Origin of the sequence: Streptomyces sp. NPDC059255 (assembly GCF_042752355.1) — a bacterium.
In the GTDB taxonomy this organism is placed as follows: domain Bacteria; phylum Actinomycetota; class Actinomycetes; order Streptomycetales; family Streptomycetaceae; genus Streptomyces.
In genome coordinates this window covers 1-25,411 of sequence record NZ_JBHYZP010000040.1, presented here as the reverse complement: position 1 = coordinate 25,411, position 25,411 = coordinate 1, and the positions used below count along the sequence as shown (strand labels likewise).

Here is a 25,411-nt window from a genome sequence, read left to right as displayed (position 1 = left end):
GCAGCAGTCAGCAGTCAGCAGTCGAAGTGTCCGCCGTACCGCACGCTCCACGGTGACGGCAACCGGCCCGGTGCACCCCTCCGGGCCGGTGGCCGTCGCCCATCCCATCCGGTGCACCGCCGCCAGGGGAGCCGGCGCTCCCCCACACAGACCGGAAAGACATGGCTTCCACCACACCCACAGAACGTCCGCCGCTATCCCCGGCCGACTCCGCGCCCCGTCCCTCCACCGGCCGCGCGGGAGACAAGATCTTCTCGGGCCTCTCCAAGGGCTCGGGCATTCTGCTGCTCGTCCTCATGGCGACGATCGCGGGGTTCCTCGCCTACCGCGCCGCCATCGCCATTTCGAAGGACGAGGGCAACTTCCTCACGACCTTCGACTGGAACCCCTCCGCGAGCCCGCCGGTCTTCGGCATCGCGGTCCTCCTCTTCGGCACGGTCGTCAGCTCGATCATCGCGATGGTCATCGCGGTCCCGGTCGCTGTCGGCATCGCCCTGTTCATCTCGCACTACGCGCCGCGCAAGGTCGCCGCGCCCCTCGCGTACGTGGTGGACCTGCTCGCCGCCGTGCCGAGCATCATCTACGGCATCTGGGGCGCCCTCGTACTCGTGCCGTATCTCGGCGGTCTCAACAGCTGGCTCGACGAGTACTTCGCGTGGACGTACATCTTCGACCAGACGCAGGCCGGCCCCGCCAGGAACATGCTGACCGTCGGCATCCTGCTGGCGATCATGATCCTGCCGATCGTGACCAGCGTCAGCCGGGAGGTCTTCCTCCAGGTCCCGCGGATGAACGAAGAGGCCGCGCTCGCGCTCGGCGCCACCCGCTGGGAGGTCATCCGGCTCTCGGTGCTCCCCTTCGGGCGCTCGGGTGTCATCTCCGCCTCGATGCTGGGCCTCGGCCGCGCGCTCGGTGAGACGATGGCCGTCGCCACGGTCCTCTCCCCGAACTACCTGATCTCGCTCCACCTGCTCGACCCGGGCGGCGGCACGTTCGCCCAGAACATCGCGGCGAAGTTCGACGAGGCCAACGAGCTGGGGCGCGACGCCCTGATCGCCTCCGGTCTGGTCCTCTTCATCCTCACACTGCTGGTGAACGGTGCGGCCCGGCTGATCATCGCGCGCCGCAAGGAGTACTCGGGGGCCAACGCATGAGCCACGCGACCATCCAGGACACGCAGACCCCCGTACCGCCGCCGAGCGGCCGGCGGGGCAGCCTCAGCCAGCGGAGTCTGCCGCGCTGGGCCCCGGCCGGCTTCGCCGCGACCGGCCTGCTGATCGGCTGCGCCGTCGGCGCGGGCGCGGGCCTGACCAGCAAGGTCCAGTGGGGCCTGATCGCCGTCGTCGCCTTCCTCGTCATCTCGTACGCCGTCACGACCACCGTCGAGAACCAGCGCCAGGCCAAGGACCGCCTCGCCACCAGTGTGGTCTGGGTGTGCTTCCTCCTCGCGGTCATCCCGCTCTTCTCGCTGCTGTGGACGACGATCGTCCGCGGCGTGAAGGCCCTCGACATCGACTTCCTGACGCACTCCATGGCCGGGGTCCTCGGCTCCGAGGCGAACGGCGGCGTCTACCACGCGCTGATCGGCACGCTGGAGCAGGTCGGCATCGCCACGGTGATCGCCACCCCGCTCGGTCTGCTGACCGCCGTCTACCTGGTGGAGTACGGCAAGGGCTCGCTCGCCAAGGCGGTGACGTTCTTCGTGGACGTCATGACCGGCATCCCGTCGATCGTCGCCGGTCTGTTCATCCTCTCGCTGATGCTGATGACCGGCACCGGGCCGTCCGGCTTCATGGGCTCGCTCGCCCTGACCATCCTGATGCTCCCGGTCGTGGTCCGCTCCACCGAGGAGATGCTCAAGCTCGTACCGAACGAGCTGCGCGAGGCCGCGCTCGCCCTCGGCGTACCGAAGTGGCGCATGATCCTCAAGGTGGTCCTGCCGACCGCGATCGGCGGCATCACGACCGGTGTGATGCTCGCGATCGCGCGCATCGCCGGTGAGACCGCGCCGATCATGCTGCTGGTCTACGGCAGCCAGCTGATCAACAGCAACCCCTTCGAAGGCGCCCAGTCGTCGCTTCCGTTCTACATTTTCGAGCAGTACAAAATCGGCGAAGTGGCGGCGTTCGACCGTGCGTGGGCAGCGGCTCTGGTGCTGATCGCGTTCGTGATGATCCTCAATCTGGTGGCGCGCGGTGTAGCCCGCTGGAAGGCCCCGAAGACCGGCCGCTGAGGCCCGAGACCCGGCTCCGCCGCGCGGAGCCACGAAAGAAGCAGTGGTTGTAATGGCCAAGCGCATCGACGTCAGCGGACTGACCGCCTTCTACGGCTCCCACCGGGCCATCGACGACATCTCGATGACCGTCGAGCCCCGCTCCGTGACGGCCTTCATCGGCCCGTCCGGCTGCGGCAAGTCCACCTTCCTGCGCACCCTGAACCGGATGCACGAGGTCACCCCCGGTGGCCGCGTCGAGGGCAAGGTGCTCCTGGACGACGAGAACCTGTACGGGACGAACGTCGACCCGGTCGCGGTACGCCGCACGGTCGGCATGGTCTTCCAGCGCCCCAACCCGTTCCCGACCATGTCGATCTTCGACAATGTCGCGGCGGGGCTGCGGCTGAACGGCTCGGCCCGCAAGAACGAGCTGGCGGACGTCGTCGAGAAGTCCCTCAAGGGCGCGAACCTCTGGAACGAGGTCAAGGACCGCCTGAACAAGCCGGGCTCCGGGCTCTCCGGCGGCCAGCAGCAGCGGCTCTGCATCGCCCGTGCGATCGCGGTCGAGCCGGAGGTGCTGCTGATGGACGAGCCGTGCTCGGCGCTCGACCCGATCTCCACGCTCGCGATCGAGGACCTGATCGGCGAGCTGAAGGAACGCTTCACGATCGTCATCGTGACGCACAACATGCAGCAGGCGGCGCGGGTCTCGGACCGTACGGCCTTCTTCAACCTGGCGGCCGTCGGCCAGCCCGGCAAGCTCATCGAGATAGACGAGACCGAGCGCATCTTCGCCAACCCGTCCGTACAGGCGACGGAGGACTACATCTCCGGCCGCTTCGGATAGTCGGATCCGGCGACACAGACGTCCTGCGGTGCTGCATGGCGGTGCCACCGCAAGACGAAGGGCCCGCCCCCTCTCCCAGGGGGGCGGGCCCCATCACATGTACGGGACAGCCGTAACCGGTACGGCATGATCGTTTGTGGCTGTTCCGGCTGTTCCGGCTGTTCCGGCTGTTCCGGCTGTTCCGGCTGTTCCGGCTGTTACGGCTGTTACGGCTGTTACGGCTGTTACGGCTGTTACGGCTGTTACGGCTGTTCCGGCTGTTCCGGCTGTTCCGGCTGTTCCGGCTGTTGTGGCTGTTACGGCTCGGCGCGTCAGCCGAAGGCGAGGTTGACCAGCCAGAAGCTGACCGCCGCCACCAGCGCCGCCGCCGGCATCGTGATGAACCAGCCGAGAATGATGTTCTTGGCGACGCCCCAGCGGACCGCGTTCACCCGCTTCGTCGCCCCCACACCCATGATCGCCGAGGTGATGACATGCGTCGTCGAGATCGGCGCGTGGAAGAGGAACGCCGAGCCGAACATGATCGACGCCCCGGTCGTCTCCGCCGCGAAGCCCTGCGGCGGGTCCAGCTCGATGATCTTGCGGCCGAGCGTCCGCATGATGCGCCAGCCGCCCGCGTACGTACCGAGGGAGAGCATCAGCGCGCAGACGACCTTCACCCAGATCGGGATCGCGTCGCCGGAGTCCTCGACATCGGCGATGACCAGCGCCATCACCACGATGCCCATCGTCTTCTGCGCGTCCTGGAGTCCGTGCCCGAGGGCCATGCCGGCCGCCGAGACGGTCTGGGCTATCCGGAAGCCGCGCTTGGCCTTGTGCGGGTTGGTCCTGCGGAACATCCACATGATCGCGACCATCACCAGATAGCCCGCGACCAGGCCGATGACCGGGGAGACGAACATCGGGATGACGACCTTCTCCAGGACTCCGGACCAGATCACCTCCGTACCGCCGGCGAGCGCCGCGCCCACCATGCCGCCGAACAGCGCGTGCGAGGAGGAGGACGGGAGCCCGAAGTACCAGGTGACCAGGTTCCAGACGATCGCCCCGACCAGCGCCGCGAAGAGGATGCCCATACCCCGCGCACCGTGCGGGGTGGCGATCAGCCCCTCGCTGACGGTCTTGGCGACGCCCTGTCCCAGGAACGCGCCCGCGAGATTCATGACGGCGGCCATCGCGAGCGCGGCGCGCGGCGTCAGGGCCCGGGTGGAGACCGAGGTGGCGATGGCGTTCGCGGAGTCGTGGAAGCCGTTGGTGTACGTGAAGCCGAGCGCGACACCGATGGTCACGATCAGCGCAAAGGTGTCCACGTGGTTCAGGACTCCTTGACCGCGATGGTCTCCACCGTGTTCGCGACGTGCTCGAACGCGTCGGCGGCCTCTTCGAGCACGTCGACGATCTGCTTGAGCTTGAGCACCTCCATCGCGTCGTACTTACCGTTGAAGAGGTGGGCCAGCAGCTTGCGGTGGATCTGGTCGGCCTGGTTCTCCAGCCGGTTGACCTCGATCCAGTACTCGGTGAGGTTGTTCATCGTCCGCAGGTGCGGCATGGCCTCGGCGGTCAGTTCGGCGGCGCGCGCGAGCACCTCGATCTGCTGCTCGACGCCCTTGGGAAGCTCTTCGACGTTGTACAGGACGACCAGGTCGACGGCCTCCTCCATGTAATCCATGATGTCGTCGAGCTGGGACGCCAGGCTGTAGATGTCCTCGCGGTCGAACGGTGTGATGAAGGAGGAGTTGAGCTGATGGAAGATCGCGTGAGTGGCGTCGTCGCCCGCGTGCTCCGCTGCCCTCATCCGCTCCGCGATCTCGGCCCGGGCGGAGGAATCCGCACCGAGGAGTTCCATCAGGAGCTTGGAGCCCGTGACGATGTTGTCCGCGGACGCGGCAAACATGTCGTAGAAGCTCGTCTCCCTGGGGGTCAGACGAAATCGCACGTGGGGTCCTCGGGTTACATGGATTCGGTCAGAGGTGATGCTAGGCGCATCATCCGGCCACAGCTAACCGGCATACCAGTGTCACTCATGGGTCAAGGAGATGAGCACAGGGCCCTGCCCCAAGGCTCACAGACGGGTAGGATATACCCACGTGGGGTATATCCCCCTTTTCGGGCAACGCGCACGGAGCGCACAGAACACCAGCAGGAGGACGCGATGACGACCACAGAGGCGGCCGGCGCGGCGACGGGCGACGCGCCCTCCGTGACGAACGTGACGAAAGCGACGGACACGATGGGCAGCACATCCGCGGCGGCGGCCACGGACCCGGCCGGCGCACCGGCCGTGACCGAAACCGACCATGACCGCGGGGTGCACGGCTACCACCACCAGAAGGCCGAGCACCTCAAGCGGCTGCGCCGGATCGAGGGCCAGATCCGGGGGCTCCAGCGCCTGGTCGACGAGGACGTCTACTGCATCGACATACTCACGCAGGTCTCCGCGTCGACGAAGGCGCTCCAGTCCTTCGCGCTCCAGCTCCTGGAGGAGCACCTGCGGCACTGCGTGGCCGACGCCGCCCTCAAGGGCGGTGACGAGGTCGACGCGAAGGTGGAGGAGGCGACGAAGGCGATCGCCCGGCTCCTCCGCACCTGACCCGACCGCCGCACCTGGTCCGCGTCCGCGCCGGGCTGCCCCGGCCGCCGCGCCCGACCCGGGCTGCCGCACCTGCCTCGGCCGCCGCACGTGCCCGGGCTACCGCGCCCGGTCCGCTTCCGCGCCGGGCTGACCCGGCTGCCGCGCCCGGCCCGGCTGCCGCACTTCGGTCCGGCTGCCGCGCCCGGTCGGCCTCCGGCGCCGGGCCGCCCCGCCTCCGCACCTGACCCGCTTCCGTACCGGGCCCGCCCCGCCTCCGCACCTGACCCGCTTCCGTACCGGGGCCCGCCCCGCCTCCGCGCCTGCCCCGGCGCCCCGGACGTCACCCGCCCCGGTTGCCGGGCCTCACTCCGGACAGGACTCCCGGCGGCGGGGGGCCCTCGGCGGCTGCGGGTGGCGCGGCTGCGCGGGGCGCTCGGTCCGGGGTGCGGGGCGCTCGGCCCGTACGTTCAGCACCTCGTCGATGCGGTCCGGGCTGAGCCGTTCCCCGTCCGTGGCGGACGCCGCGATCATCAGCTCGCCGCACCACTCGATCTCGGCGAGGGCCACATGGTCGTGAACGGGCGGCGTACGCACCAGAGCCACGTGCCCTCACCTCTTCCTGCCGGTCCGTCCGGTCCCGCCGGTCTCGGCTTCCTAGCGTAGGGAGGGTGATACACACCGCGCATGGCACGTCCGGACCATTTCCGGCTTGGTCCTCCCCGGTTACGGCTTGATCTGATCTTGCCGCGCCGTCCGAGGGGCCGAACGAAAGCCGCTCGCTCAGGTCTTGATCTCTCCGGTGAAGATGTCGTCCTCCGGCGGCAGCGTCACCGCGACCCGCTCACCGAACGCGTAGAGCAGCGTCGTCGAGGCGACCTCGACCGGGTGCCCCTGGTTGAGATAGCTGAAGCGGAGCCTGACCTTGCGCGGCCGCCCCTCCTCGTCCAGATACGCGTCGAACGGCACCGCGTCCTCGCCGAACCCTTTCGCCGCCGCGGCCAGCGCCCCGCGCACGTCCGCCGACGCCGTCCTCGCCGCCCGGCCGAGCTCCGTGACCCCCCGGTAGTGCCAGACCCGTACCCCGGCCAGGTCCTGCTCCGCGACGAAGGTCACATCCCGGGCGGCGCGCAGCAGTTCGGTGGAGATGAGCGGGTCCGTCACCCCGCCGGTGACCAGATTCCCGTCCTCCAGGGCCGTCGAGTCCACCCGGACCCACTTGTCGGCGGGCACCCCGGCGCCGCGGTTCTTCATGTACAGCACGCCCGGCGAGAGGAGTTCGGTGATCGGCCGGTGCTCGCTGGTGCCCGCGGCGTCACCGGGCAGCAGGACCCGCAGCCGCCCCATCCGCCGGCCGAAGTCGTATCCGCCCTCGCCCCTGATGGTCACCCGGGTCCCGCCGGCCGCCATCTCCATGGACGTACGGGCCTTGGAACTGCCCGAGGCACGCAGCACGTCGGCCGCCTTCCGCACCGCCCCGGGGTCGCTGCCCGGCCGGTCGTCGGCGGCCGCGCCGCCCGGCCCGGCACAGCCGCCGGCGGTGGCCACGACCCCCGCCACGGCCATGGCGGCGAACGCCGCCCCTCTGTGCCCGTGCTGCCGCACCACCATCGCCTGCCAACCCCCAACGCGTGACCGGCGCCCGTCCGCGGCCCGCCCGTTCCGGATAACCCGGATAACGACGCCCGCCGTGACTCGTCACGCCGTTCCCCACCACTCCGTTCCCTGTCACGCCGCGCCGGTCACGGGACGCGAACTCACCGGTACGGTGGAGTGGTGAGCGAGCAGGACGTCTCCGAACCCCCCACCACCCTCCGCCCCATACCCCCGGCGTCCCCCACGCCCCCCGCGCCCGTCACCGCCGCGGCGCATACGGCCACGACCGTCGAACGCGGGTCGTTCTGTCTGGCGCGCTGCACCTGCGGCTGGTCGGGCCCGGCCCGAAGAGCCCGCGACCGTGCCCGCGCCGACGCCGACAACCACGCCGACAACCACGCCGACAGCCACTCCGACGACCACGCCGGGACAGCCCCCCGCTGACCGCCCGGCCACGCCCGGTGGAACCCGCCGCACCCCGTGGACCGTCCCGTACACCGGGACGTCGTCATGGGGAGGGCACAGATGGAACGGCGCACACTGCTCGCCGCCGGGGCCGGACTGGCGGCCACCGCCACGGCCTGCTCCGGCCCGGGAAGCGGTACGGAGAGCGGAACCGGAGGCGGCGGGCAGAGCGGTACGGGAGCCGGGAGCGGTGGCGCCGACTCCGGCAAGGCGCCGGGCAGGGGCACGTCCTCCGCTCCGGACTCCACCGCGGCCGCCGCCTCGGCGTCACCGCGCTGGGACGCCCTCGCACGGGGGCTCGCCGGCGACCTCGTCCGGCCCGGCGACGCCGAGTACGCCACGGCCCGGCAGCTCTACAACACCCGCTACGACCGCCTGAAGCCCGCCGCCGTCGCCTATGCCGCCGGCGAGGACGACATCCGCGAGTGCCTCGCCTTCGCGCGCACGCACCGTACACCCGTCTCGATCCGCGGCGGCGGCCACTCGTACGCGGGCTGGTCCAGCGGCAACGGCCGGCTCGTCATCGACGTGTCGAAGCTCGACTCCCTCTCGTACGCGGGCACGGAGACCCGGATCGGCGCGGGCGCCCGGCTCTCCGCCGTCTACCGCGCCCTCGCCGCCCGCGGCCGTACGATCCCCGCCGGCTCCTGCCCCACGGTCGGCATCGCCGGGCTCACCCTGGGCGGCGGTCACGGCGTCACCTCCCGGGCGTACGGCCTCACCTGCGACAGCCTGCTCTCCGCGACCGTCGTCACGGCCGACGGCCGGCGGCTGACCGCCGACGCGCAGCGGAACCAGGACCTCTTCTGGGCGCTGCGCGGCGCCGGCAACGGGAACTTCGGCATCGTCACCGAGCTGCGTTTCCGTACGCACCCGGCGCCCGAGGTGGTCGTCGCGGACGCGAGCTGGCCCTGGTCGAAGGCGGACACGCTGCTCGCCGCCTGGCAGAAGTGGGGGCCCGAGCAGCCGGACGAGATCTGGTCCGCGCTCCATCTCGCGGCGGGCCCCGGCGGCAGCACGCCCACCGTCTCGCTCGCCGTCCTCTCCCTCGGCACCGAGCAGGACCTCAAGAACGCCATCGACCGCCTCGCCGACGGCCCCGGCGGCCCCGGCTCCGCGCGCTCCGTCTCCGTACGCCGCCGCGGCTACGAGGAGGCGATGCGCGGCTACGCGGGCTGCGCCGACTACCCGGAGGAGCAGTGCAGGCTGCCCGGTACGACCCCGGGCCGCGACCCCCGGGGCGCGCTGGGGCGCGAGACGTACGCGGCCGCCTCCGACTTCTTCGACGGCTCCCTGTCCGCTGCGGGACGGCGCGCGCTCACCACGGCGGTCGAGGGGTTCACCCGGCTCCCGGCGGCCCAGGGCGGCGGCGGTTCGGTCGCGCTCACCGCGCTCGGCGGGGCGGTCAACCGCGTCGATCCGGCGGCGACGGCCTTCGTCCACCGGCGCTCGCGGATGCTCGCCCAGTACATAGGCGCGTGGCATCCCGGCATCGAGGGAACGCAGCAGCAGGCCTGGCTGAAAAACGCCCATGGGTCGATGCGCAGGTACGCGTCGGGCGCGGCCTACCAGAACTACGTCGACGCCACCCTGACCGACTGGCGCACCGCCTACTACGGAACGGCGGCGGACCGGCTGAGCAGGCTGAAGCGGCAGTACGACCCGGACCGGCTCTTCGACTTCCCTCAGGCGCTGTAGCGCCGGCCTCCGAAGGGCCGACCGGCGCGGGAGCGGCTTGCGCGGGAGCGGCTTGCGCGGGAGCGGCTTGCGCGGGAGCGGCTTGCGCGGGAGCGGCTTGCGCGGGAGCGGCTTGCGCGGGAGCGGCCGTCGGATCGTCCCCGGCCCGGGGGAACAGTCGGCCCCGACGGACGGGGCCGACGGACGCGGGCCGTGCGCTACCGCGGGCTTACTCGTCTAGGCCGTACGGCCCACCGCGGTGGCCCCCCGGTACGCCCGGCGATGACCTGGTACCAGACCCGCACCGCCGGGTTCCCCGCCAGGCCATCGACCGCAAGGGCGTACTCATGCACCGACCCGGAAACCGCCCCGGAACCGGACTCCGGATAGCCGTACTCGGCACCGCCACCACCCTGCTCCTCCTCGCGCCCGGCGCCGGCGCCGCGTCGGCCGTGGACCGGCCCACCGATCCGGGCGAGCTGACGCTCATCGACACCGCGGCGGGCCCGGCACTGGCCGACCGGGCGGGCAACCCGCTCTACATCCGGACGGCGGACCGGCCGGACGCCCCGCCGTGCATGGGCGAGTGCGCCAGGACCTGGCCCGCGGCGACGGGCTTCCCCGCCAAGGCGCGCGGCGTCATGGGCACGACCTCCCGGACCCTGCTGCGCGCGGCGAACAGCGGCCGGCCGCAGGTCGTCTACAACAACCACCCGCTGTACTACTACAAGAACGACCGGCCCAACCGGCCGCGCGGACAGCACATTCCGGGCTTCAGCCTGGTCGCCCCGGACGGCACCGCCCTGACGGCGACGGCCGGCGCGGGCGCGTCGGCGTCACCGAGGCGGCCGGCACCGGCGAGGCCGGCGGCCTCAGCGAAACCGTCGAACTCACCGAAACCGTCGACGGCCGGGACGATCTCGGCCACGTCGAGGGCGAGACCCCCGACCACCACGCCCCCGCCCACGCCCCCGCGCACACCTCCGGCGCCCAGGAAGTCCACGACCGCGCCGAGAACCGCGGTGACTCCCCAGGCTCCGGTCACTCCCCGAACTCCCGTCACACCGAGGACATCGGCGATTCCCCAGGCATCCGCAACTCGGAACACCTCCGCCACCCGCAACACCTCCGCCACCGGCCTCCCGTCCGTAGGGGCGCTCCGGGTCACCCCGTCCGGCGCGGCACGCGGCGGGGCCGACCACCCGGTGGCCGCCGCGGACACGGGCCGCTCCGGCCGTGACCAGGTCGCCGAGGTGTCCCTCGCCATCGGCGCCACCGCCGCCGCCTTCGCGGGCACGATCCTGGTGGTACGCCGCCTCCAGCGCCGCTCGACGGGCGGGGAACCCTGACCGGACGGGCGAGGCGGGCGAAGGGCACGCCCGCCTCGGCCTCCGGCCCCGCCACCACCACTCCCTCGGACGTGGCGATACGCACCCTGCTCACCGTCGCGGTGCTGGGCGCGGCCACCGCCGTACTGCTGCACCTGACGGCCGGCCGCCCCACCGCACCGCCCCCGCCGGCCGCGGTCAGGGAGCCCCGGCTCGTCCAGGTCACGGATCCGCCCTCCGCGCCCGTACGGCTGCGGATCCCGGCGCTCGGCGTCGCCGCCGCGATCCAGCCGCTCGCCCTCGCCCCGGAGGGCACGCTGGACCCGCCGAGCTTCCGGCACGCGATGAAGGTCGGCTGGTACGCGGCGGGACCGCGCCCGGGCGAGCCGGGCCCCGCCGTGCTGGTCGGCCACCGGGACGCCCCGGCCAACCCGGGCACCGTCCCGGTCCGCAACGGCCGGGACGACATCAAGAACGCGGTCTTCGCCAAGCTGGGCCGGCTGCACCTGGGCGATCTGATCGAGACGGAGTCGGGCGACGGCACGCGGCAGCCGTTCCGGGTGACGGCGGTCGACACGTACCCGACGAGGCGGTTCCCGACGGAGCGGGTCTACGGTCCGGTGCCCGACCCGCAGCTGCGGCTGATCACCTGCGGCGGCGTCATCGACGCGAACGGCCACTGGGACTCGAACGTGGTGGTCAGCGCGGCGGCGGTCCGGTAGGCGCTCCGCAACGGGCGGCTCAGGCGGCCAGGTTGTTGTCGTCGGGGCGCTGCTCCGGGATGCCCAGGGGCCGCGTACCGCCGACCGCTTCGGCGCCCGCCGTACGGTCCGCCTCGCGCGCCCGCCGCGACCGTACGAGCGGGCCGAGCCGCTCCGAGCGGGAGACCGCCGAGACCAGCGGTGTCAGCAGGGCGAGCGCGAGCGGGGTGAGGAGCAGGGCGACGGCCGTGCCGAGGGCGAAGCCGCCGATCACGTCGGTCGGGTAGTGGACGCCCATGTAGACGCGGCAGAAGCCTTCGAGGAGGGCCAGGCCGATGGCGACCAGACCGAACTTCCGGTGGGCGATGAAGACCCCGACGCCGATGGCCATCGCCATCGTGGCGTGATCGCTGACGAACGAGTAGTCCGTCTTGCCCGTGACGAGGACTTCAAGGCCTCTGTGGTCGACGAACGGGCGTGGCCGTTCCACGAACCCGCGGATCGGGATGTTGACCAGCAGCGCGATCCCCGCGGCGAGCGGCGCCCAGACCAGCCCGGCGACGGCCGTGACCGAGTCCTCGGCGGAGCCGCGCCCGCGCACGCTCCACCAGCACCAGAGCGCGACGAGGACGAGCGCGAGCATGATCCCGTACTCGCCGGTGAACCCCATGACGCGGTCGAACCAGGACGGGGCGTCCTTGGCCAGTCCGTTGATGTCGTAGAGCAGACCGACATCGGGGTTCGATCCGTCCAGTACGAGTCCAGCCATCTGCTGCGGCCCCTTAAGCCTTGTAGCCCGCCACGGCGCACCTCCGGGTGCGCCGCTTCCGCCAACCCCCGTGGTCGGTACGGAATCGCCGCGCGACCTGCCGCGTGATCGAAGTGATCAGTACCGCAGCTCTCGTCCAGGGAACGGCCCACACACCGCCGCCGTTCCGGTCTCTACCGAACGATCACCATGACGTTATCGAAGAGTGACACAAAGTCGCAGCTCAGCGCCGTTCCGGGACGGCTGAGGACAACCACTTCCGGCCAATCGGCCGGTTCACGCACGGCTCGCGTCCGGCTCACATCCGCTCCGTACCCGGTCCGCGCAGGCGGCTGTGCGGCCCGGTTCAGCTCTCCGGCCGGCTCCCCGGCAGATCGGTCGGGAGCGATTTCGCGCCGTCCTCGGTAACTCTGGTCGCCCCGAAGTAATCCGGGGTGTCGATCTTGTCGAACCGGATCACGGCACCGGTGTACGGCGCGTTGATCATGTACCCGCCCCCCACGTAGAGCCCGACGTGCCGGATGGCCCGCGAGTCGGTGAGATCGTCCGAGAAGAAGACGAGGTCCCCGGGCAGCAGCTCGTCGCGCGAGGGATGCTTGCCCGCGTTGTACTGGTCGTTGGCCACCCGGGGCAGCTCGATCCCCACGGTCCGGTACGCCGCCTGGGTCAGCCCCGAGCAGTCGAACCGCCCTCCTTGGTCGGCGGTCCCGTTCCCGCCCCACAGGTAGGGCGTGCCGAGCCTCTGCTGCGCGAAGTAGATGGCCGCGGCGGCCTGCTTCGACGGCTCGACGCGTCCCACGGGCCGGGCGAAGCTCTTCTCCAGCGTACGAATGATCTTGACGTAGTTCTGGGTCTCCCGGTACGGCGGGACGCCCTGGTACTTGATGACCGCGTACGCCCCGGCGTTGTACGCCGCGAGCATGTTGCTGGTCGGGTCGCCGGGCACGTCCTTCACGTACTTGGCGAGCTCGCAGTCGTACGAGGCGGCGGAGGGTATCGCGTCCTCCGGGTTCCAGATGTCCCGGACGCCGTCCTTGTTCCCGTCGATCCCGTGGGCCTCCCACGTGCCGGGGATGAACTGCCCGATGCCCTTGGCGTTCGCCGGGCTCTGGGCTCTCGGGTTCCACCCGCTCTCCTGGTACAACTGCGCGGCGAGCAGGGCGGGATTGATGGCGGGGCAGAGGTTGCCCCAGGTCGACACGGTGTTCTGGTACGCCGCCGGAACGGCCCCCTTGGCCAGCCCCACGGCCCGGCCGCCCCCGGCCGTACCCCCGACGAGTCCGGCGGCGGCGGAGTAGGTCCCCACGACGAGCAGCGCGACGAACGACGTCGACAGTCCGCCCACGCCGGCCACGACCAGCCATGCCTTACGCACCGTCACCCACCCTCCGCCTCAGGGCCACTGCCGATTGGCCAGTGTAGGCGGGAGGCCCACCCCGCAGGGGGTGCACTCCGAGGACATGAGGACACAGGGGGCGCACGGCGCCGCACGGCCGGGCCCCTTGCCCGCGAGGAGCGAGCGGAGATCGGGACGGGGAGATCGAGCCAGGGTGACCGAGGCCATAAAGGTGTATCAACGACAGTCATTGCCCGGAGTCACGCCCCGTGATACACAGAGTAACCAACAGAGCAACCATACGCGTCCGCGCATTCTCCGATCCGTGGCAGGTCAGCGCCCCGGGTCGGTCATCTGTGCGGGGATCGGGTAAAGAGAGCCGCCAACCGGCATACGTGGCCCGTTCCATCAGCGAAGATAGAGCGTGACCCGTGTCATGGGGCACGGGCGTGAATGACCCAACAGGGGCGGTGAGTTACATGTACCTGGCGGCCGAAAAGGGCGACATCACCACCATCATCGGTGGCATCGCGCCCAACTGGGGGCCCTTCGGGACACTGGGCAACGAGGCCCGAGTCATGATCGAGGTCGTGATGGCCGTGGCCATCCTTCTCTGCCTCGGTATCGCGATCTGGGGCGCGGCGAAGCAGCGGATCGGGGCGACGGCGCTCCGGGACACGTTCAGCGCCGAGCAGGGCAAGGGCCTGATCGTCGCCGGGCTGACCGGTGTCTTCATCATCGGCTCGCTGGGCACGCTCTTCACCATCGTGTACGGCATGGCCGTCTGACGCGGACCCGCCTCGCCCGGCCCAGCCCTCCCTCTGCCCCTCCTATCCCCCGTCCACCCCTCGACCCCACCTGTCCTTCGCATCCACCCGCTGAGGTTGCGTCACCCTGATGTCGAGTCACCACACCGCGCCCGCGCGGGAACCAGCACGGCTACCGTCGTACTACGCGGAATCGCACACGGCTGAGGGAGCGTACCCGGCATGAGCTTCGGCGACGAGCACGGCTACGGCGGCGACCCGGGCCGTAAGGGCGACGGCTTCGGCGGCTCGGGCCAGACCCGTACCCGCCTGCCCGACGGCAGAGGCACCGACCCCTACGGCGGCCCGCGCCGCCCGGCCCGGACCTCGCGCTCCCTCGTCACCGTGGTGGGCGTCGTCGTCCTGCTCATCGCCGCCATCGCGTTCGTGAACCGCGGCGGCAGCGGCAACACCGGCAGCAACGGCAACGGCACCAAGGGCGCGGCGGGCGCGGGCGCCGACCCGACGGCGGCGACCGGCGTGAAACCGGTGACGGGCAAGAACGGAACGATCCCGTCGGGCTTCGCCAAGAACGAACAGGGCGCGGCGAGCGCGGCGGCGAACTACGCGGTGGTCCTGGGCTCGAACGGCATGTTCCACCAGGACAGCCGCCACACCATCGTCGACAGCGTCTACACCCCCGAGGCGGCGGCCGGCCTGAAGGGGCCGCAGGACCGCGCGTACTCCACGGAGTTCCTGAGCAAACTGGGCCTGGACGCCGACGGCAACCCCCCGCAGGGCAGCGACTTCATCTCCCGGACGATCCCCGTGGGGACGAAGGTCGAGACCATGGCGGGGGACACGGCGAAGGTATCGGTCTGGTACACGGGCCTGATCGGGATGTCGGGCCCCGACTCCACGGACCCCGTGCGTACGACCTGGCAGACGGGCACCTTCGAGCTCAAGTGGGTGGGCGACGACTGGAAGATCGTCGCGGACTCGCAGAAGGACGGCCCGGCGCCGGTGCCCGGCGACGTCGCGGCGTCCACGGCGGACGAGATGAGCAAGGCTGTCGAGCAGTACGGAGGCTTCACCTATGCCAGGTAGCTCCCGGCGCCGCGTCCGCTCCGTCGTCACCGTACTGGCGGGCCTTCAAACGGCACTTCTCCTGTTCGCCGCGCGCGCGGCGGCGGCACCGACCCCGACCCCGACTCCCACGCCGAGCGACGACAACGTCGACTGCGAGGCGCTGTCCGGACTCAGCAAGCAGTACTGCGAGAGCGGCGACTCCGGCGTCTCCGGCAGCGGTACGCCCAGCGTCACCGACGCCCTCGACCCCCTCGCCTCCCTCGCCCGCGGCTGCGCCGACGCCGCCGCCTGGATCGTCGGGAAGCTCAGCGACGCCGTCAAAGAGACCGCCAACGTCGACTTCACCAACGCCTCCTTCCTCCGCCAGTACGCCGTCGTCTTCGCCGCCTCCACCGTCCTCACGCTCGTCCTCTGGCTCCTCGCCGTCGCCAAGCGAGCCATCCGGGGCGTCCCCCTCACCACCGCGCTCTCCGAGGCCATCGGCTTCCTCTGGCTGACGGTCCTCGCCTCGGCGTTCACCCCGCTCATCCTCTACACCGTCGTCTCCGCCACCGACAGCGTCACCGAGATCATCTCCACCTCCAGCGGCGGCCAGACGGACGTCTTCTTCGGCGGCTTCTCCGAAGCCCTCAAGAAGGGCAACGACATAGGCGGCGGACCGATCATGCTGATCGTCGTCTCGCTCGTGTCGATCCTCGCCGCCGGTGTCCTCTGGCTGGAGCTGGTCATCCGGGCGGCCCTCCTGTACGTCGGCGCGCTCCTCGGCACCGTCGTCTACGCCGGGCTCGTCGACAAGAACATGTGGGGACACGTCCGCCGCTGGGCCGGGATCATGATCGCCGTCATCATGGTCAAGCCGGTGATCGTGATCGTCCTCGCCCTGGCCGGCGCGCTCTCCGCCGACAGCGGCCCCGACGCGCTCTCCGCCGTCGTCTCGGGCCTCGCCATCATCATCCTCGCGATCTTCGCCTCGGCGATGATCTACCGCTTCGTACCCGGCTTCGGCGACGAGATCGCCTCCGCCCGCACCAACCGCAAGCAGGCCACCGACGGTTCCCAGGCCGCCGCCCTCATCAGCTCGCCCGCCGCCCTCGTCTCGCAGGGCATCAAGACCCACAGCGGCCGCGGCGGCCAGGGCGACGGCGGAGGCGGCGCGGGCGCACGCCCCGCCAACCCGGTCTCCGGCGGCGTCGCCGCGCACAGCTCCCGCGGCACCTCCGGAGGCGGAGGCGGCGGGCCGGTCCCCTCCGCCACGCCCCCGCCCCGCAGCAGCAGCCCCACCAGCTCCACCCCCCACAGCGCACGCGGCTCCCGCGGCACCGGTACCGGCAACAACAGCACTGGAGGTGGAGGGCGTTGACGACTCAGTCCCAACCGATGGCGCCCCGCCGTACGTATCTCATCGGCCGCGCCAGGCCCAACGCGATCGTCGGCAAGAACCGCGAGACCGGCGAGATCGCCCTGATCATCGCCGGCGCGTTCATCGGCATGATGTGCGGCCTGCTCGTGCCCGTCCTGTCCCTGCGGATCGTGACACTGACCGGCTTCCCGCTCCTCGCGCTCGCCGCCGTCTACATGCCGTACAAGCAGCGCACGGTCTACAAGTGGTTCGAGATCAACCGCAGCTTCAAGCGCACCCTGCGCAACGGCACCGCCTACCGCTCCGGCGCCATGGAGGCCGGCACCCGTGCCGACGGCCGCGAGGTCGAGGTCGGCCCGCCGCCCGGCATCGGCCGGATCAACTGGCTGGCCGCGCCCTTCGGCCCCGACGAGATCGCCGTCCTGCTCCACGCCGACCGGCGCACCGTCACCGCCGCCATCGAGATCGAGGGCCCGGGCGTCGGCCTGCGCGACAGCGAGGACCAGGAAGCCCTGGTCGACCGCTTCGGCACCCTCCTCAAGCATGTCGCCAACGGCGACGGCTTCGTCACCCGCCTCCAGATGCTCGCCCGTACGCTGCCCGCCGACCCCGACGCGCACGAGAAGGACGTGGCCCAGCGCGGCGACGTCCACTCACCCGGCTGGCTCCAGGACTCGTACGACCAGCTCCAGTCCATGGTCTCCACCTCCAGCGAGCAGCACCGCGCGTATCTCGTCGCCTGCATGCACTACACCCGCGAACTGGCCGCCGAGGGCCAGGCCATGGCCCGCGCCGCCCGCACGGCCGCCGGCACGAAGAAGCTCGACCGGGACGCGGGCCTCGCCGTCGTCATGGCCCGCGAACTGACCGACATCTGCGCCCGGCTCGCCGAGGCGGACATCCGCGTACGGCAGCCCCTCGGCCAGGGACGGCTCGCCTCGCTCGTCCACTCGATGTACGACCCGGACCACCCCATCGACCACATCCAGGCCATGACGAAACGAAACGCCTGGCCGGCCGAGCTGGACGCCATGGAGCCGACGTACCTCCAGGCCAAGACCCGCGAGTCGTCGACGCGCGCCCCCTGGTGCCACTCCACCGCCTGGGTCAAGGAGTGGCCCATGACCCCGGTGGGCGTCAACTTCCTGGCGCCGCTGCTCGTCCACACCCCCGATGTGATCCGTACGGTCTCGGTCACGATGGACCTCGAACCGACCGAGATCGCCATCGAGCGGATGCTGACGGAGAAGACGAACGACGACGCGGAAGCCAGCCGCGCCGCCAAGATGAACCGCACGGTCGACCCGCGCGACATCGCCGCGCACGGCCGGCTGGACCAGCGGGGCGAGGACCTCGCCAGCGGGGCGGCGGGGGTCAACCTCGTCGGGTACATCACCGTGTCGTCCAGGTCCCCCGAGGCCCTGGCCAGGGACAAGCGGACGATCAGAGCCTCGGCCGGCAAGTCGTACCTGAAGCTGGAGTGGTGCGACCGCGAGCACCACCGGGCCTTCGTGAACACCCTGCCGTTCGCGACCGGTATCCGCCGCTGACACCGTCGGCCGCTGCTGACACCGTCGGCCGCCGCATCCCTCACCGCCGTACCCGCCAAATCCACATATCCGCCGTACCCGCCGTAGGAAGAGTCGAAAGGGGCCTGTGGTGCGAGATCCGCTGTCCGTCCTCACGGAAGCCTTCACCAGCTTCCTCTTCGGGAAGGTGGAGACGACCCGGCTGCCCGTCCGTACGTCGACGGGCCAGGCCCAGGCCGTCTACCTGCCCACCGCCGCCCCCGGCCTCGGCGACTCGGGCGTGATCATCGGCCGTGAGGTCTACAGCGGCAAGGGCTACATCTACGACCCCTTCCAGCTGTACGGACAGCAACTGCCCGCCCCGCACTGGCTGGTCCTCGGCGAGTCCGGCAACGGCAAGTCGGCCCTGGAGAAGACCTACGTCCTGCGCCAGCTCCGCTTCCGCGACCGCCAGGTCGTCGTCCTGGACGCCCAGGGCGAGGACGGCGCCGGCGAGTGGAACCTCATCGCCCAGGAACTGGGCATAACCCCCATCCGGCTCGACGCGATGGCCGCCCTCGACGACGGCATCCGGCTCAACCCGCTCGACCCGTCGATCACCACCACCGGGCAGCTCGCCCTGCTCCGTACGATCATCGAAGTCGCCATGGGCCACGGCCTCGACGAACGCTCCGGCTTCGCCCTCAAGGTCGCGCACGCCTACGTCAACGAGACGATCGTCGAACGGCAGCCCGTGCTGATGGACATCGTCGAGCAACTGCGCCACCCCGAACCCGAGTCCGCCCAGGCCATGAACGTCGACCTGGACGACGTACGGGCCTGGGGCCTCGACGTCGCCCTGGTCCTGGACCGGCTGGTCGACGGTGACCTGCGCGGCATGTTCGACGGCCCGACGACCGTCGGCATCGACCTGGACGCCCCGCTGATCGTCTTCGACCTCTCGCACATCGACCGCAACTCGATCGCGATGCCGATCCTGATGGCGATCGTCGGCGTCTGGCTGGAACACACCTGGATCCGCCCCGACCGCAAGAAGCGCATCTTCCTCGTCGAGGAAGCCTGGCACATCATCAACTCGCCCTTCGTCGCCCAGCTATTCCAGCGACTGCTGAAGTTCGGCCGGCGGCTCGGCCTCTCCTTCGTGGCGGTGGTCCACCACCTCTCCGACGTGGTCGACGGGGCGGCGGCCCGCGAGGCCGCGGCCATCCTCAAAATGGCGTCGACCCGGACGATCTACGCCCAGAAGGCCGACGAGGCCAGAGCGACGGGCCGGGTCCTCGGCCTGCCCCGCTGGGCGGTGGAGATCATCCCGACGCTCACCCCCGGCATCGCGGTCTGGGACGTCAACGGCAATGTCCAGGTCGTCAAACACCTGGTGACGGAGGCGGAACGGCCGCTGGTCTTCACCGACCGGGCGATGACCGAGAACTCCGAGGCATCGGACGCCGCCGACGCGGCCCAGGCCCGGCGCGCCGGGCTGCTGCCACCCGCTCCGTACGAACCGCGCGAGCCGCACGAGGACATGCGGGCCGCGGAGTGGGAGGCGGAACAGCGGGCGGCCCTGCTCGAACGGCAACGGCAGTACAACGAGTCCTCCGAGTCGACGGTGGCGTGACATGCCGCGCCACCAGGAGGAGCAGCGGCCCGGACCGGGCGGCCAGGGCGGCCAGGGCGGCATCCCCGACGGACTGCTGGTGGGCCTGCTGGGCTTCCTGCTCGGGCTGACGCTGCTGGTCTGGACGGCCACGGGGCTGGCGGGACTGTTCACCCACGGCGCCTGGCCACGGGGCGTGACCTTCGTCCGTACGCCCATGGCCATGCGCGAACTGGCCTCCGCGCCCCACGACCTCCCGGGCGCCTGGCCGGAGACCCCGCCGGGGGAGCTGTCGGGATACGGGCTGTTCTGGGGCCTGCTGATCAGCCAGCTCATGGTGCTGACCGTTCTGACGGTGTTCGTGCTCGGGGTGACGGCGCGGTACCGGGTGGTACGGGCGAGACGCAAGGAGCAACAGCGGTACGAGCAGGACGCACGCGACGGACGGGACGCGGAGGACGCACGGTACGCACCGTACGGACAGGACGGACGGAACCCGGAGAACGCGCGGTACGCACGGGACGTCGTGCCCCGACAGGCCCCGGCGCCGACTCCCGCGCAGGCCCACCACCCCGTCCACGGGTCGGCGCCGGAACCCGCCCTGGAGCACGCGCCGCCGGCGCACGACACGCCGCACGCCCCGTTCAACAAGGACCCACAGCGCAGACCGGGCCCGGCACCGGTTCACGGTCAGCCCCAGGATCCGGCCCCTGCCCCTGCCCCGCACCCCGCATCGGCCCCGCTCCAGGAATCACCCCCAGCGCCCGCCCCCGCCACGGTGTCCGCCCCCGCCCCGCGCGTACGGTACGGCGACCCCGCCACCCGGCGCCCCGCCGCCGTCCAGGCGGTCCTGGACGCCGCGGGCCCCGCCCTCGTCGTCACCTCCGCCCCCGCCGTGTGGGACGAGACCAAGGACGCGCGCGCCAAGCTCGGCCCCGTCCTCGTCTACGACCCGGGCCACCTCTGCGACACCCCCGACCGGCTCCACTGGTCCCCCACCGCCGGATGCGAGGACCCCGCCGTCGCCGCCGCCCGCGCGACCGCCCTGCTCTCCCCCGTACGCCCGCGCGCACTGCTCGACGCCGCCATGGCCGACACGGCGGAGACCCTCCTGCGCTGCTGGCTGCATGCTGCGGCCGTGGACACGCGACCGGTGAAACAGGTGCTGCGCTGGGCGCAGGGCGGGGGTGCCCAGGAAGCCGTACGGATCCTCCGTTCGCACCCCAAGGCGGCCTCCGGCCTCGCCGGACTGCTGGAGTCCGCGCTCACCGCGCACCCCGAACGCCGCGACGTCGCCCAGCAGTTGACGGCCCGGGCACTCTCCGCCCTCTCATCGGTGCACATCCGCGACGCCTGCACGCCGAACAGAACCGATGCCCTCGCGCTGGATTCTTTTGTGAGCGAGGGGGGCACGCTCTATGTGGTGGGCGAGCCGATCGAAGATCCCCGCGCCCGCCCGGGTGCGATGCCGCTGCTCACCGCACTCACCTCAAGCGTGGTCGAGCACGGCCGCCGCATGGCCGCACGGTCATCTGACGGTCGGCTCGACCCACCAATGTCCCTCGTCCTGGACGATGTGGCCGCGGTGGCCCCGTTCCCCCTGGTCCCGGAGCTGCTCGCCACCGGCCAGGACCGAGGCATGCCGACGCTCGCCCTGCTGCGCTCCCGGCAGCAGGGCAAGGACCGCTGGCCCCAACGGGAACTGCCGGGCGCCGGTTAGCCGACGGGCTCGGTTGACCGACGGACCGGGTCAACCGGCCGGCTGGGTCAACCGGCGGGCTGCGTGAAGCGGATGCTGTTGCCGAAGGGGTCGCGGAGGCCGCAGTCGATCCCGTAAGGACGCTCCGTGGGCTCCTCCGTGAACTCGACGCCCCGGGCCAGCAGCGTCTCGTACGTCTTGCGGCAGTCGTCCGTGCTGAAGATCAGCGAGCCGCCCGTCGCGCCCTTGGCGACCAGCTCACGGACCTGCTCGGCCGTCTCCTCTGACATGGCCGGAGGCCCCGGCTTCTCCAGCAGGACCTGGCGATCCGGGTGGCCGGGGACATTGACCGTGAGCCAGCGCATGAAGCCGAGGTCGACATCGGCATTGACTTCGAGGCCGAGCTTGCCGACGTAGAAGTCGAGGGCCTCGTCCTGGTCGAGTACGTAGATCTGCGAGTGTGTGATGGCGTTGAACATGCACATCACGGTAGTGGGCAATCCCGGCGAAAACTTATCCAAAAGTGCTCGGCCGCGTCCACGCCATGGTGAAGCAGTTCGGTACGCCCACGGCCGCCGCGGCGGCCGCCACGTCCCCGGCCGCCGCCTCCCTCGCCTGCTTGCGGTAATCCCGCGGTGACCGGCCGACGATGTCGTGGAACGTACGGCTGAAGGTCCCCGGACTGCCGAAGCCGACCTCGAAGCAGATGTCCGTCACGCTGTGGTCGCTCTCCCGCAGCAGGAACATCGCACGCTCGACCCGACGGCGCTGCAAGTAGCGGTGCGGCGTCTCGCCGAAGGTCGCCCGGAAGGTGCGGGTGAAGTGCGCCGGTGACACATGGGCGATCCTCGCCAGGGCCGGGACGTCCAGCGGCTGCGCGTAGGAGCGGTCCATCGCGTCCCTGGCCCGCAGCATGCGGCGGTTGGTCTCTTCTGCGGCGCGGCTCACCCCACCATCAGACCACGCCCTCAGGGCCGCCCCACCGCCAGCTCCAGCTCCTTCGCCGAGGGATCCCCCGTCATCGGGACGTACCCGCCCGTCGGTACGAAGCCGAGCTTGCGGTACGCGGCCGCGGCCCGCGGGTTCCCGTCGTTCACGTAGAGCCGTACGCGCGCGAGCCGCGGGTCCTCCAGCGCCCACGCCCAGTCGAGCGCCGCCGCGACCAGCGCCCCGATGACCCCGCCGCCGCGGTGCTCCGGCCGCACGAAGACGCCGACGAGCTGCCCCTGGTCCCGCTCGACGCGGGCTCCGAAGAAGTCCTCCCGCCCGGCCTCCTCGATCAGCACGGCCACCGACCCCGACCAGCTCCCGTCCGGGGCCTCGGCGACGAACTCCAGGGAACGGGTCCCGCGCCGCGCCGAGAAGCCGGTCGCCCGCTCCTGCCAGACGGCGTCGGGGTACTCCACGGCCTGCTCGTACGTCTCCAGAAAGGCCACCGGCGCCGCCGGGTCCCGGAGCGCGTCGAGCCGGAGCTCCCTGGCCCTGGCCCATTCGCCGGGCCGTACCGCACGTATCACGTGGTCCATGCACCGATCCTCCGCGCGCCCCGGCCCCGCCCGCAACAGGGTTTCCCCAGCAGCCTCCCCTCCCTCCCTTCCCCTCCCCCCTCCCCCTCCTCCCCTGGTACTACGTGCTCCCTTCTCACCCGCCCCCGGTACGACGATCGGCGCGCACCCAGCGCCTACCGTCGACGTCACGAGGACAACGAAAGTACGGATGTGCACACACCACACGAGGAGTACATGGCCGACGACGGGCAGGCCCACGGCCGAGGGGTGCCGAACCAGGGCTGGTCGACGGGCGCCCAGCCGCTGACCGGCCGGCTGAACCGGTGCGCCGGCCGGATACGGCGCTTCGACCGGCGGCGTCCCCTGGTCTGGGACCTCCATCTCACCGCCGTACTCGTGGTGGCGGCGTTCATCGATGCCTCGGGCGGCTGGCGGAGCACCGCACTCGACCCCGATGCACCGGTGTGGCTGGTGGTGTCGCTGAGTCTCGGCCTCTCCGTACCGCTGCTGTGGCGGCGCACCCACCCGATCACCGTCCTGCTGGTGATGCTGCCGTTCGCCGTGGTCAACACGTGGAGCGGCGCCCACCTTCAGGTGTCATTCCTCCAGGCGGTCACCCTGTACAACATCGCGCTGCGACTCCCGCTCCGCACGCTCGCCGGTTCCGCCGCCGTGGCGCTGGTGCCGTTCGTCCCCGCTCTCGCCCGTTACACGGCGGGCAGTTGGAACCAGTACATCGTGCCGGGGGTCAACGTCCTCGTGCTCGGCGCGCTGCTGGGACTGGCGGTACGCAGCCGCCAGGAGTACACGGCGGCCCTCGTCGAACGGGCACAGCGGCTGGAGGCCGAGCGCGACCAGCAGGCCAGGCTCGCCGCCGCCACCGAACGCGCCCGTATCGCACGCGAGATGCACGACATCATCGGCCACAACCTCTCCGTCATCACAGGCCTCGCCGACGGCGGTTCGTACGCGGCGAGGAAGAACCCGCAGCGCGCCGTGGAAGCGCTGGAGGCCATCGGCACGACCAGCCGCCAGGCCCTCGCGGAACTGCGCCGCCTCCTGGGCGTACTACGCGAACCCCCCACCGCGGAACTGACGCCGCAGCCCGCACTGGCCGATCTGGACCACCTGGTCGACGGCGTACGGGCCGCCGGGCTGCCCGTACATGTGACGGTGCGAGGCCGTGCCGACGTCCCCGGCGCGCTGCCTGCCGGGCAGCAGCTCGCGGTCTACCGGGTGGTGCAGGAGGCCCTCACCAACACGCTCAAGCACGCGGGCCGGACGGCCTCCGGAGGAGAGGGCCTCACGGCCGAGGTGGAGCTGTCCTACGCACCGGACGGGGTGACGGTGACGATCACGGACTCCGGGGCCGCGAGGGCCCGCACCCGGCGGGAGTCCGCCACGGGCCGGGGCATCACCGGAATGCGTGAGCGTGCGGCCCTGTACGACGGCACACTGGAGGCCGGCCCTCTGCCCCACCCGGCCGACGGCTGGCGTGTACGCGTCCGACTCCCGAGGGTCCCCCTCCCGCCTCCCTCCGCTCCCCGGAAAGGGTCGACAGAACAGTGACCACCGTGCTCGTCGTCGACGACCAGCCCATGCAGCGCTTCGGGTTCCGCATGCTCCTGGAGAGCCAGGACGACATGACGCTCCTCGGCGAGGCGGGGAACGGCGCGGAGGCGGTGCGGCTCACGGCGGAACTGCACCCGGACGTCGTCCTGATGGACATCCGTATGCCGGGGCTGGACGGCATCGAGGCCACCCGCAGAATTGTGGCTGCCGGCAGCCGTACCAGGATTCTCATCATGACGACGTTCGACCTGGACGAGTACGCGTACGCGGGGCTACGGGCCGGCGCCAGCGGATTCCTGGTCAAGGACGCCCTCCCGGAGGAACTGCTCTCCGGGATCCGCGCGGTCGCGAGCGGCGATGCCGTGGTCGCACCGAGCCTGACGCGCCGTCTCCTGGACGCGTACGTGCACCACTTGCCCACGGACGGCACACCCCCGGCAGCCACCGGGCCGGCCGACGACACGCCCCACCCCAAACTGGCCCGGCTCACCGATCGGGAGCAGGAAATCCTCACCGCCCTCGGCCGGGGCTGGACGAACCAGGAAATCGCAGGGCGCTTCCATCTCGCCGAATCGACGGTGAAGACGCACATCTCCCGCATTCTCTCCAAGACGGGCGCACGAGACCGCGTCCAGGCGGTGATCCTGGCATACGACAGCCGCCTGGTGACCCCGGAATAAGCACCTCGACAAACACCTCAGGACCGGGAAACGGCTCCTGCATGACCCCTGAACGCAGAAATGCCCCGCACCATACGGTGCGGGGCATTCCCACAATAATTGTTCGGCGGCGTCCTACTCTCCCACAGGGT

Annotated in this window: 25 protein-coding genes; 16 read left to right on the top strand and 9 right to left on the bottom strand. The window is 71.2% G+C overall.

Annotation, left to right across the window (positions count from 1 at the left end):
- Positions 1-161 precede the first annotated feature (161 nt).
- From pstC to pstB, 3 genes are read left to right on the top strand one after another with little or no spacing between them, the layout of a single operon-like run.
- Positions 162-1,154 carry a phosphate ABC transporter permease subunit PstC gene (pstC, locus tag ACFXKG_RS33990; RefSeq protein WP_384847171.1) on the top strand — a complete coding sequence of 331 codons (993 nt, stop codon included), beginning with the start codon at positions 162-164 and terminating at the stop codon, positions 1,152-1,154.
- A complete protein-coding gene (gene pstA / locus ACFXKG_RS33985; RefSeq protein ID WP_384847169.1) occupies positions 1,151-2,233 on the top strand; it encodes a phosphate ABC transporter permease PstA in 1,083 nt (360 codons plus the stop codon). The genes pstC and pstA overlap by 4 nt, the downstream gene beginning before the upstream one ends.
- 52 nt (positions 2,234-2,285) lie before the next feature.
- The gene (gene pstB / locus ACFXKG_RS33980; RefSeq protein ID WP_382895178.1) at positions 2,286-3,062 is read left to right on the top strand and encodes a phosphate ABC transporter ATP-binding protein PstB; all 777 of its coding nucleotides are present in this window, start codon (positions 2,286-2,288) and stop codon (positions 3,060-3,062) included.
- 311 nt (positions 3,063-3,373) lie between these two features.
- Here pstB and ACFXKG_RS33975 read toward each other — a convergent pair whose 3' ends face one another.
- A complete protein-coding gene (locus tag ACFXKG_RS33975) occupies positions 3,374-4,372 on the bottom strand; it encodes an anion permease (protein ID WP_384847167.1) in 999 nt (332 codons plus the stop codon).
- A 5-nt stretch (positions 4,373-4,377) separates the two neighbouring features.
- Positions 4,378-4,998 carry a DUF47 family protein gene (locus ACFXKG_RS33970; RefSeq protein ID WP_365818959.1) on the bottom strand — a complete coding sequence of 207 codons (621 nt, stop codon included), beginning with the start codon at positions 4,996-4,998 and terminating at the stop codon, positions 4,378-4,380.
- A 216-nt stretch (positions 4,999-5,214) separates the two neighbouring features.
- Between ACFXKG_RS33970 and ACFXKG_RS33965 the strand changes: the two genes are divergently transcribed.
- Positions 5,215-5,652, top strand: coding sequence for a metal-sensitive transcriptional regulator (locus tag ACFXKG_RS33965; protein WP_384847165.1), 438 nt, complete (start codon positions 5,215-5,217; stop codon positions 5,650-5,652).
- 345 nt (positions 5,653-5,997) lie between these two features.
- Here the strand turns inward: ACFXKG_RS33965 and ACFXKG_RS33960 are convergent, their stop codons facing one another.
- A complete protein-coding gene (locus ACFXKG_RS33960; protein ID WP_365818955.1) occupies positions 5,998-6,237 on the bottom strand; it encodes a hypothetical protein in 240 nt (79 codons plus the stop codon).
- Between the two features lie 177 nt (positions 6,238-6,414).
- Entirely contained in the window at positions 6,415-7,242 is an 828-nt protein-coding gene (locus ACFXKG_RS33955; protein WP_384847162.1) for a hypothetical protein, read from the bottom strand.
- Between the two features lie 210 nt (positions 7,243-7,452).
- On the opposite strand from ACFXKG_RS33955, the gene ACFXKG_RS33950 reads away from it, so the two are divergent.
- The 4 genes from ACFXKG_RS33950 to ACFXKG_RS33935 all read left to right on the top strand — a co-directional run bounded on the left by ACFXKG_RS33950 (position 7,453) and on the right by ACFXKG_RS33935 (position 11,419).
- The gene (locus ACFXKG_RS33950) at positions 7,453-7,671 is read left to right on the top strand and encodes a hypothetical protein (protein WP_384847282.1); all 219 of its coding nucleotides are present in this window, start codon (positions 7,453-7,455) and stop codon (positions 7,669-7,671) included.
- Between the two features lie 81 nt (positions 7,672-7,752).
- Positions 7,753-9,390: an FAD-binding oxidoreductase gene (locus ACFXKG_RS33945; RefSeq protein WP_384847161.1), complete on the top strand. Its 1,638-nt coding sequence runs from the start codon at positions 7,753-7,755 to the stop codon at positions 9,388-9,390.
- Positions 9,391-9,716: 326 nt separating this feature from the next.
- Complete coding sequence (locus ACFXKG_RS33940) at positions 9,717-10,718, top strand: hypothetical protein (protein ID WP_384847159.1); 1,002 nt, start codon at positions 9,717-9,719, stop codon at positions 10,716-10,718.
- 71 nt (positions 10,719-10,789) lie between these two features.
- Positions 10,790-11,419, top strand: a complete 630-nt coding sequence (locus ACFXKG_RS33935) for a sortase domain-bontaining protein (RefSeq protein ID WP_384847157.1) — start codon at positions 10,790-10,792, stop codon at positions 11,417-11,419.
- 19 nt (positions 11,420-11,438) lie between these two features.
- Here the strand turns inward: ACFXKG_RS33935 and ACFXKG_RS33930 are convergent, their stop codons facing one another.
- Positions 11,439-12,167, bottom strand: a complete 729-nt coding sequence (locus tag ACFXKG_RS33930) for a phosphatase PAP2 family protein (protein WP_384847155.1) — start codon at positions 12,165-12,167, stop codon at positions 11,439-11,441.
- A gap of 346 nt (positions 12,168-12,513) precedes the next feature.
- A complete protein-coding gene (locus ACFXKG_RS33925) occupies positions 12,514-13,542 on the bottom strand; it encodes an NlpC/P60 family protein (protein WP_384847280.1) in 1,029 nt (342 codons plus the stop codon).
- A gap of 440 nt (positions 13,543-13,982) precedes the next feature.
- On the opposite strand from ACFXKG_RS33925, the gene ACFXKG_RS33920 reads away from it, so the two are divergent.
- The 6 genes from ACFXKG_RS33920 (at position 13,983) to ACFXKG_RS33895 (ending at position 21,541) form a co-directional block, all read left to right on the top strand.
- On the top strand, positions 13,983-14,291 hold the full coding sequence (locus ACFXKG_RS33920) for a hypothetical protein (RefSeq protein ID WP_003985768.1): 309 nt from the start codon (positions 13,983-13,985) through the stop codon (positions 14,289-14,291).
- Positions 14,292-14,492: 201 nt separating this feature from the next.
- Complete coding sequence (locus tag ACFXKG_RS33915; RefSeq protein ID WP_384847153.1) at positions 14,493-15,356, top strand: hypothetical protein; 864 nt, start codon at positions 14,493-14,495, stop codon at positions 15,354-15,356.
- On the top strand, positions 15,346-16,698 hold the full coding sequence (locus ACFXKG_RS33910) for a hypothetical protein (protein WP_384847151.1): 1,353 nt from the start codon (positions 15,346-15,348) through the stop codon (positions 16,696-16,698). Before ACFXKG_RS33915 ends, ACFXKG_RS33910 begins: the two co-directional genes overlap by 11 nt.
- On the top strand, positions 16,695-18,248 hold the full coding sequence (locus ACFXKG_RS33905; RefSeq protein WP_384847149.1) for an SCO6880 family protein: 1,554 nt from the start codon (positions 16,695-16,697) through the stop codon (positions 18,246-18,248). The genes ACFXKG_RS33910 and ACFXKG_RS33905 overlap by 4 nt, the downstream gene beginning before the upstream one ends.
- A gap of 109 nt (positions 18,249-18,357) precedes the next feature.
- Positions 18,358-19,842 carry an ATP-binding protein gene (locus ACFXKG_RS33900; RefSeq protein WP_382895202.1) on the top strand — a complete coding sequence of 495 codons (1,485 nt, stop codon included), beginning with the start codon at positions 18,358-18,360 and terminating at the stop codon, positions 19,840-19,842.
- Position 19,843: 1 nt separating this feature from the next.
- Entirely contained in the window at positions 19,844-21,541 is a 1,698-nt protein-coding gene (locus ACFXKG_RS33895; protein WP_384847147.1) for a type VI secretion protein, read from the top strand.
- 47 nt (positions 21,542-21,588) lie between these two features.
- Here the strand turns inward: ACFXKG_RS33895 and ACFXKG_RS33890 are convergent, their stop codons facing one another.
- From ACFXKG_RS33890 to ACFXKG_RS33880, 3 genes are read right to left on the bottom strand one after another with little or no spacing between them, the layout of a single operon-like run.
- Positions 21,589-21,999, bottom strand: coding sequence for a VOC family protein (locus tag ACFXKG_RS33890; RefSeq protein ID WP_384847145.1), 411 nt, complete (start codon positions 21,997-21,999; stop codon positions 21,589-21,591).
- Between the two features lie 34 nt (positions 22,000-22,033).
- Positions 22,034-22,468, bottom strand: a complete 435-nt coding sequence (locus tag ACFXKG_RS33885; RefSeq protein WP_384847143.1) for a helix-turn-helix domain-containing protein — start codon at positions 22,466-22,468, stop codon at positions 22,034-22,036.
- A 20-nt stretch (positions 22,469-22,488) separates the two neighbouring features.
- Positions 22,489-23,046 (bottom strand): GNAT family N-acetyltransferase, encoded by a 558-nt coding sequence (locus ACFXKG_RS33880; RefSeq protein WP_384847141.1) that lies wholly within the window; start codon positions 23,044-23,046, stop codon positions 22,489-22,491.
- A 216-nt stretch (positions 23,047-23,262) separates the two neighbouring features.
- Between ACFXKG_RS33880 and ACFXKG_RS33875 the strand changes: the two genes are divergently transcribed.
- Both ACFXKG_RS33875 and ACFXKG_RS33870 read left to right on the top strand, forming a co-directional pair.
- Positions 23,263-24,597: a sensor histidine kinase gene (locus tag ACFXKG_RS33875; RefSeq protein WP_384847277.1), complete on the top strand. Its 1,335-nt coding sequence runs from the start codon at positions 23,263-23,265 to the stop codon at positions 24,595-24,597.
- The gene (locus ACFXKG_RS33870; protein WP_384847139.1) at positions 24,594-25,280 is read left to right on the top strand and encodes a response regulator; all 687 of its coding nucleotides are present in this window, start codon (positions 24,594-24,596) and stop codon (positions 25,278-25,280) included. The genes ACFXKG_RS33875 and ACFXKG_RS33870 overlap by 4 nt, the downstream gene beginning before the upstream one ends.
- Positions 25,281-25,411 lie beyond the last annotated feature (131 nt).

Excerpts from the sequence above, each read along its gene's own strand:
- ACFXKG_RS33875 (WP_384847277.1), top strand. The coding sequence starts at position 23,263 with ATGGCCGACGACGGGCAGGCCCACGGCCGAGGGGTGCCGAACCAGGGC.
- pstA (WP_384847169.1), top strand. The coding sequence starts at position 1,151 with ATGAGCCACGCGACCATCCAGGACACGCAGACCCCCGTACCGCCGCCG.
- ACFXKG_RS33895 (WP_384847147.1), top strand. The coding sequence starts at position 19,844 with ATGCCGCGCCACCAGGAGGAGCAGCGGCCCGGACCGGGCGGCCAGGGC.
- pstC (WP_384847171.1), top strand. The coding sequence starts at position 162 with ATGGCTTCCACCACACCCACAGAACGTCCGCCGCTATCCCCGGCCGAC.
- ACFXKG_RS33940 (WP_384847159.1), top strand. The coding sequence starts at position 9,717 with ATGCACCGACCCGGAAACCGCCCCGGAACCGGACTCCGGATAGCCGTA.
- ACFXKG_RS33955 (WP_384847162.1), bottom strand. The coding sequence starts at position 7,242 with ATGGTGGTGCGGCAGCACGGGCACAGAGGGGCGGCGTTCGCCGCCATG.
- ACFXKG_RS33910 (WP_384847151.1), top strand. The coding sequence starts at position 15,346 with ATGCCAGGTAGCTCCCGGCGCCGCGTCCGCTCCGTCGTCACCGTACTG.
- ACFXKG_RS33930 (WP_384847155.1), bottom strand. The coding sequence starts at position 12,167 with ATGGCTGGACTCGTACTGGACGGATCGAACCCCGATGTCGGTCTGCTC.
- ACFXKG_RS33945 (WP_384847161.1), top strand. The coding sequence starts at position 7,753 with ATGGAACGGCGCACACTGCTCGCCGCCGGGGCCGGACTGGCGGCCACC.
- ACFXKG_RS33965 (WP_384847165.1), top strand. The coding sequence starts at position 5,215 with ATGACGACCACAGAGGCGGCCGGCGCGGCGACGGGCGACGCGCCCTCC.
- ACFXKG_RS33890 (WP_384847145.1), bottom strand. The coding sequence starts at position 21,999 with ATGTTCAACGCCATCACACACTCGCAGATCTACGTACTCGACCAGGAC.
- ACFXKG_RS33880 (WP_384847141.1), bottom strand. The coding sequence starts at position 23,046 with ATGGACCACGTGATACGTGCGGTACGGCCCGGCGAATGGGCCAGGGCC.
- ACFXKG_RS33915 (WP_384847153.1), top strand. The coding sequence starts at position 14,493 with ATGAGCTTCGGCGACGAGCACGGCTACGGCGGCGACCCGGGCCGTAAG.
- ACFXKG_RS33920 (WP_003985768.1), top strand. The coding sequence starts at position 13,983 with ATGTACCTGGCGGCCGAAAAGGGCGACATCACCACCATCATCGGTGGC.
- pstB (WP_382895178.1), top strand. The coding sequence starts at position 2,286 with ATGGCCAAGCGCATCGACGTCAGCGGACTGACCGCCTTCTACGGCTCC.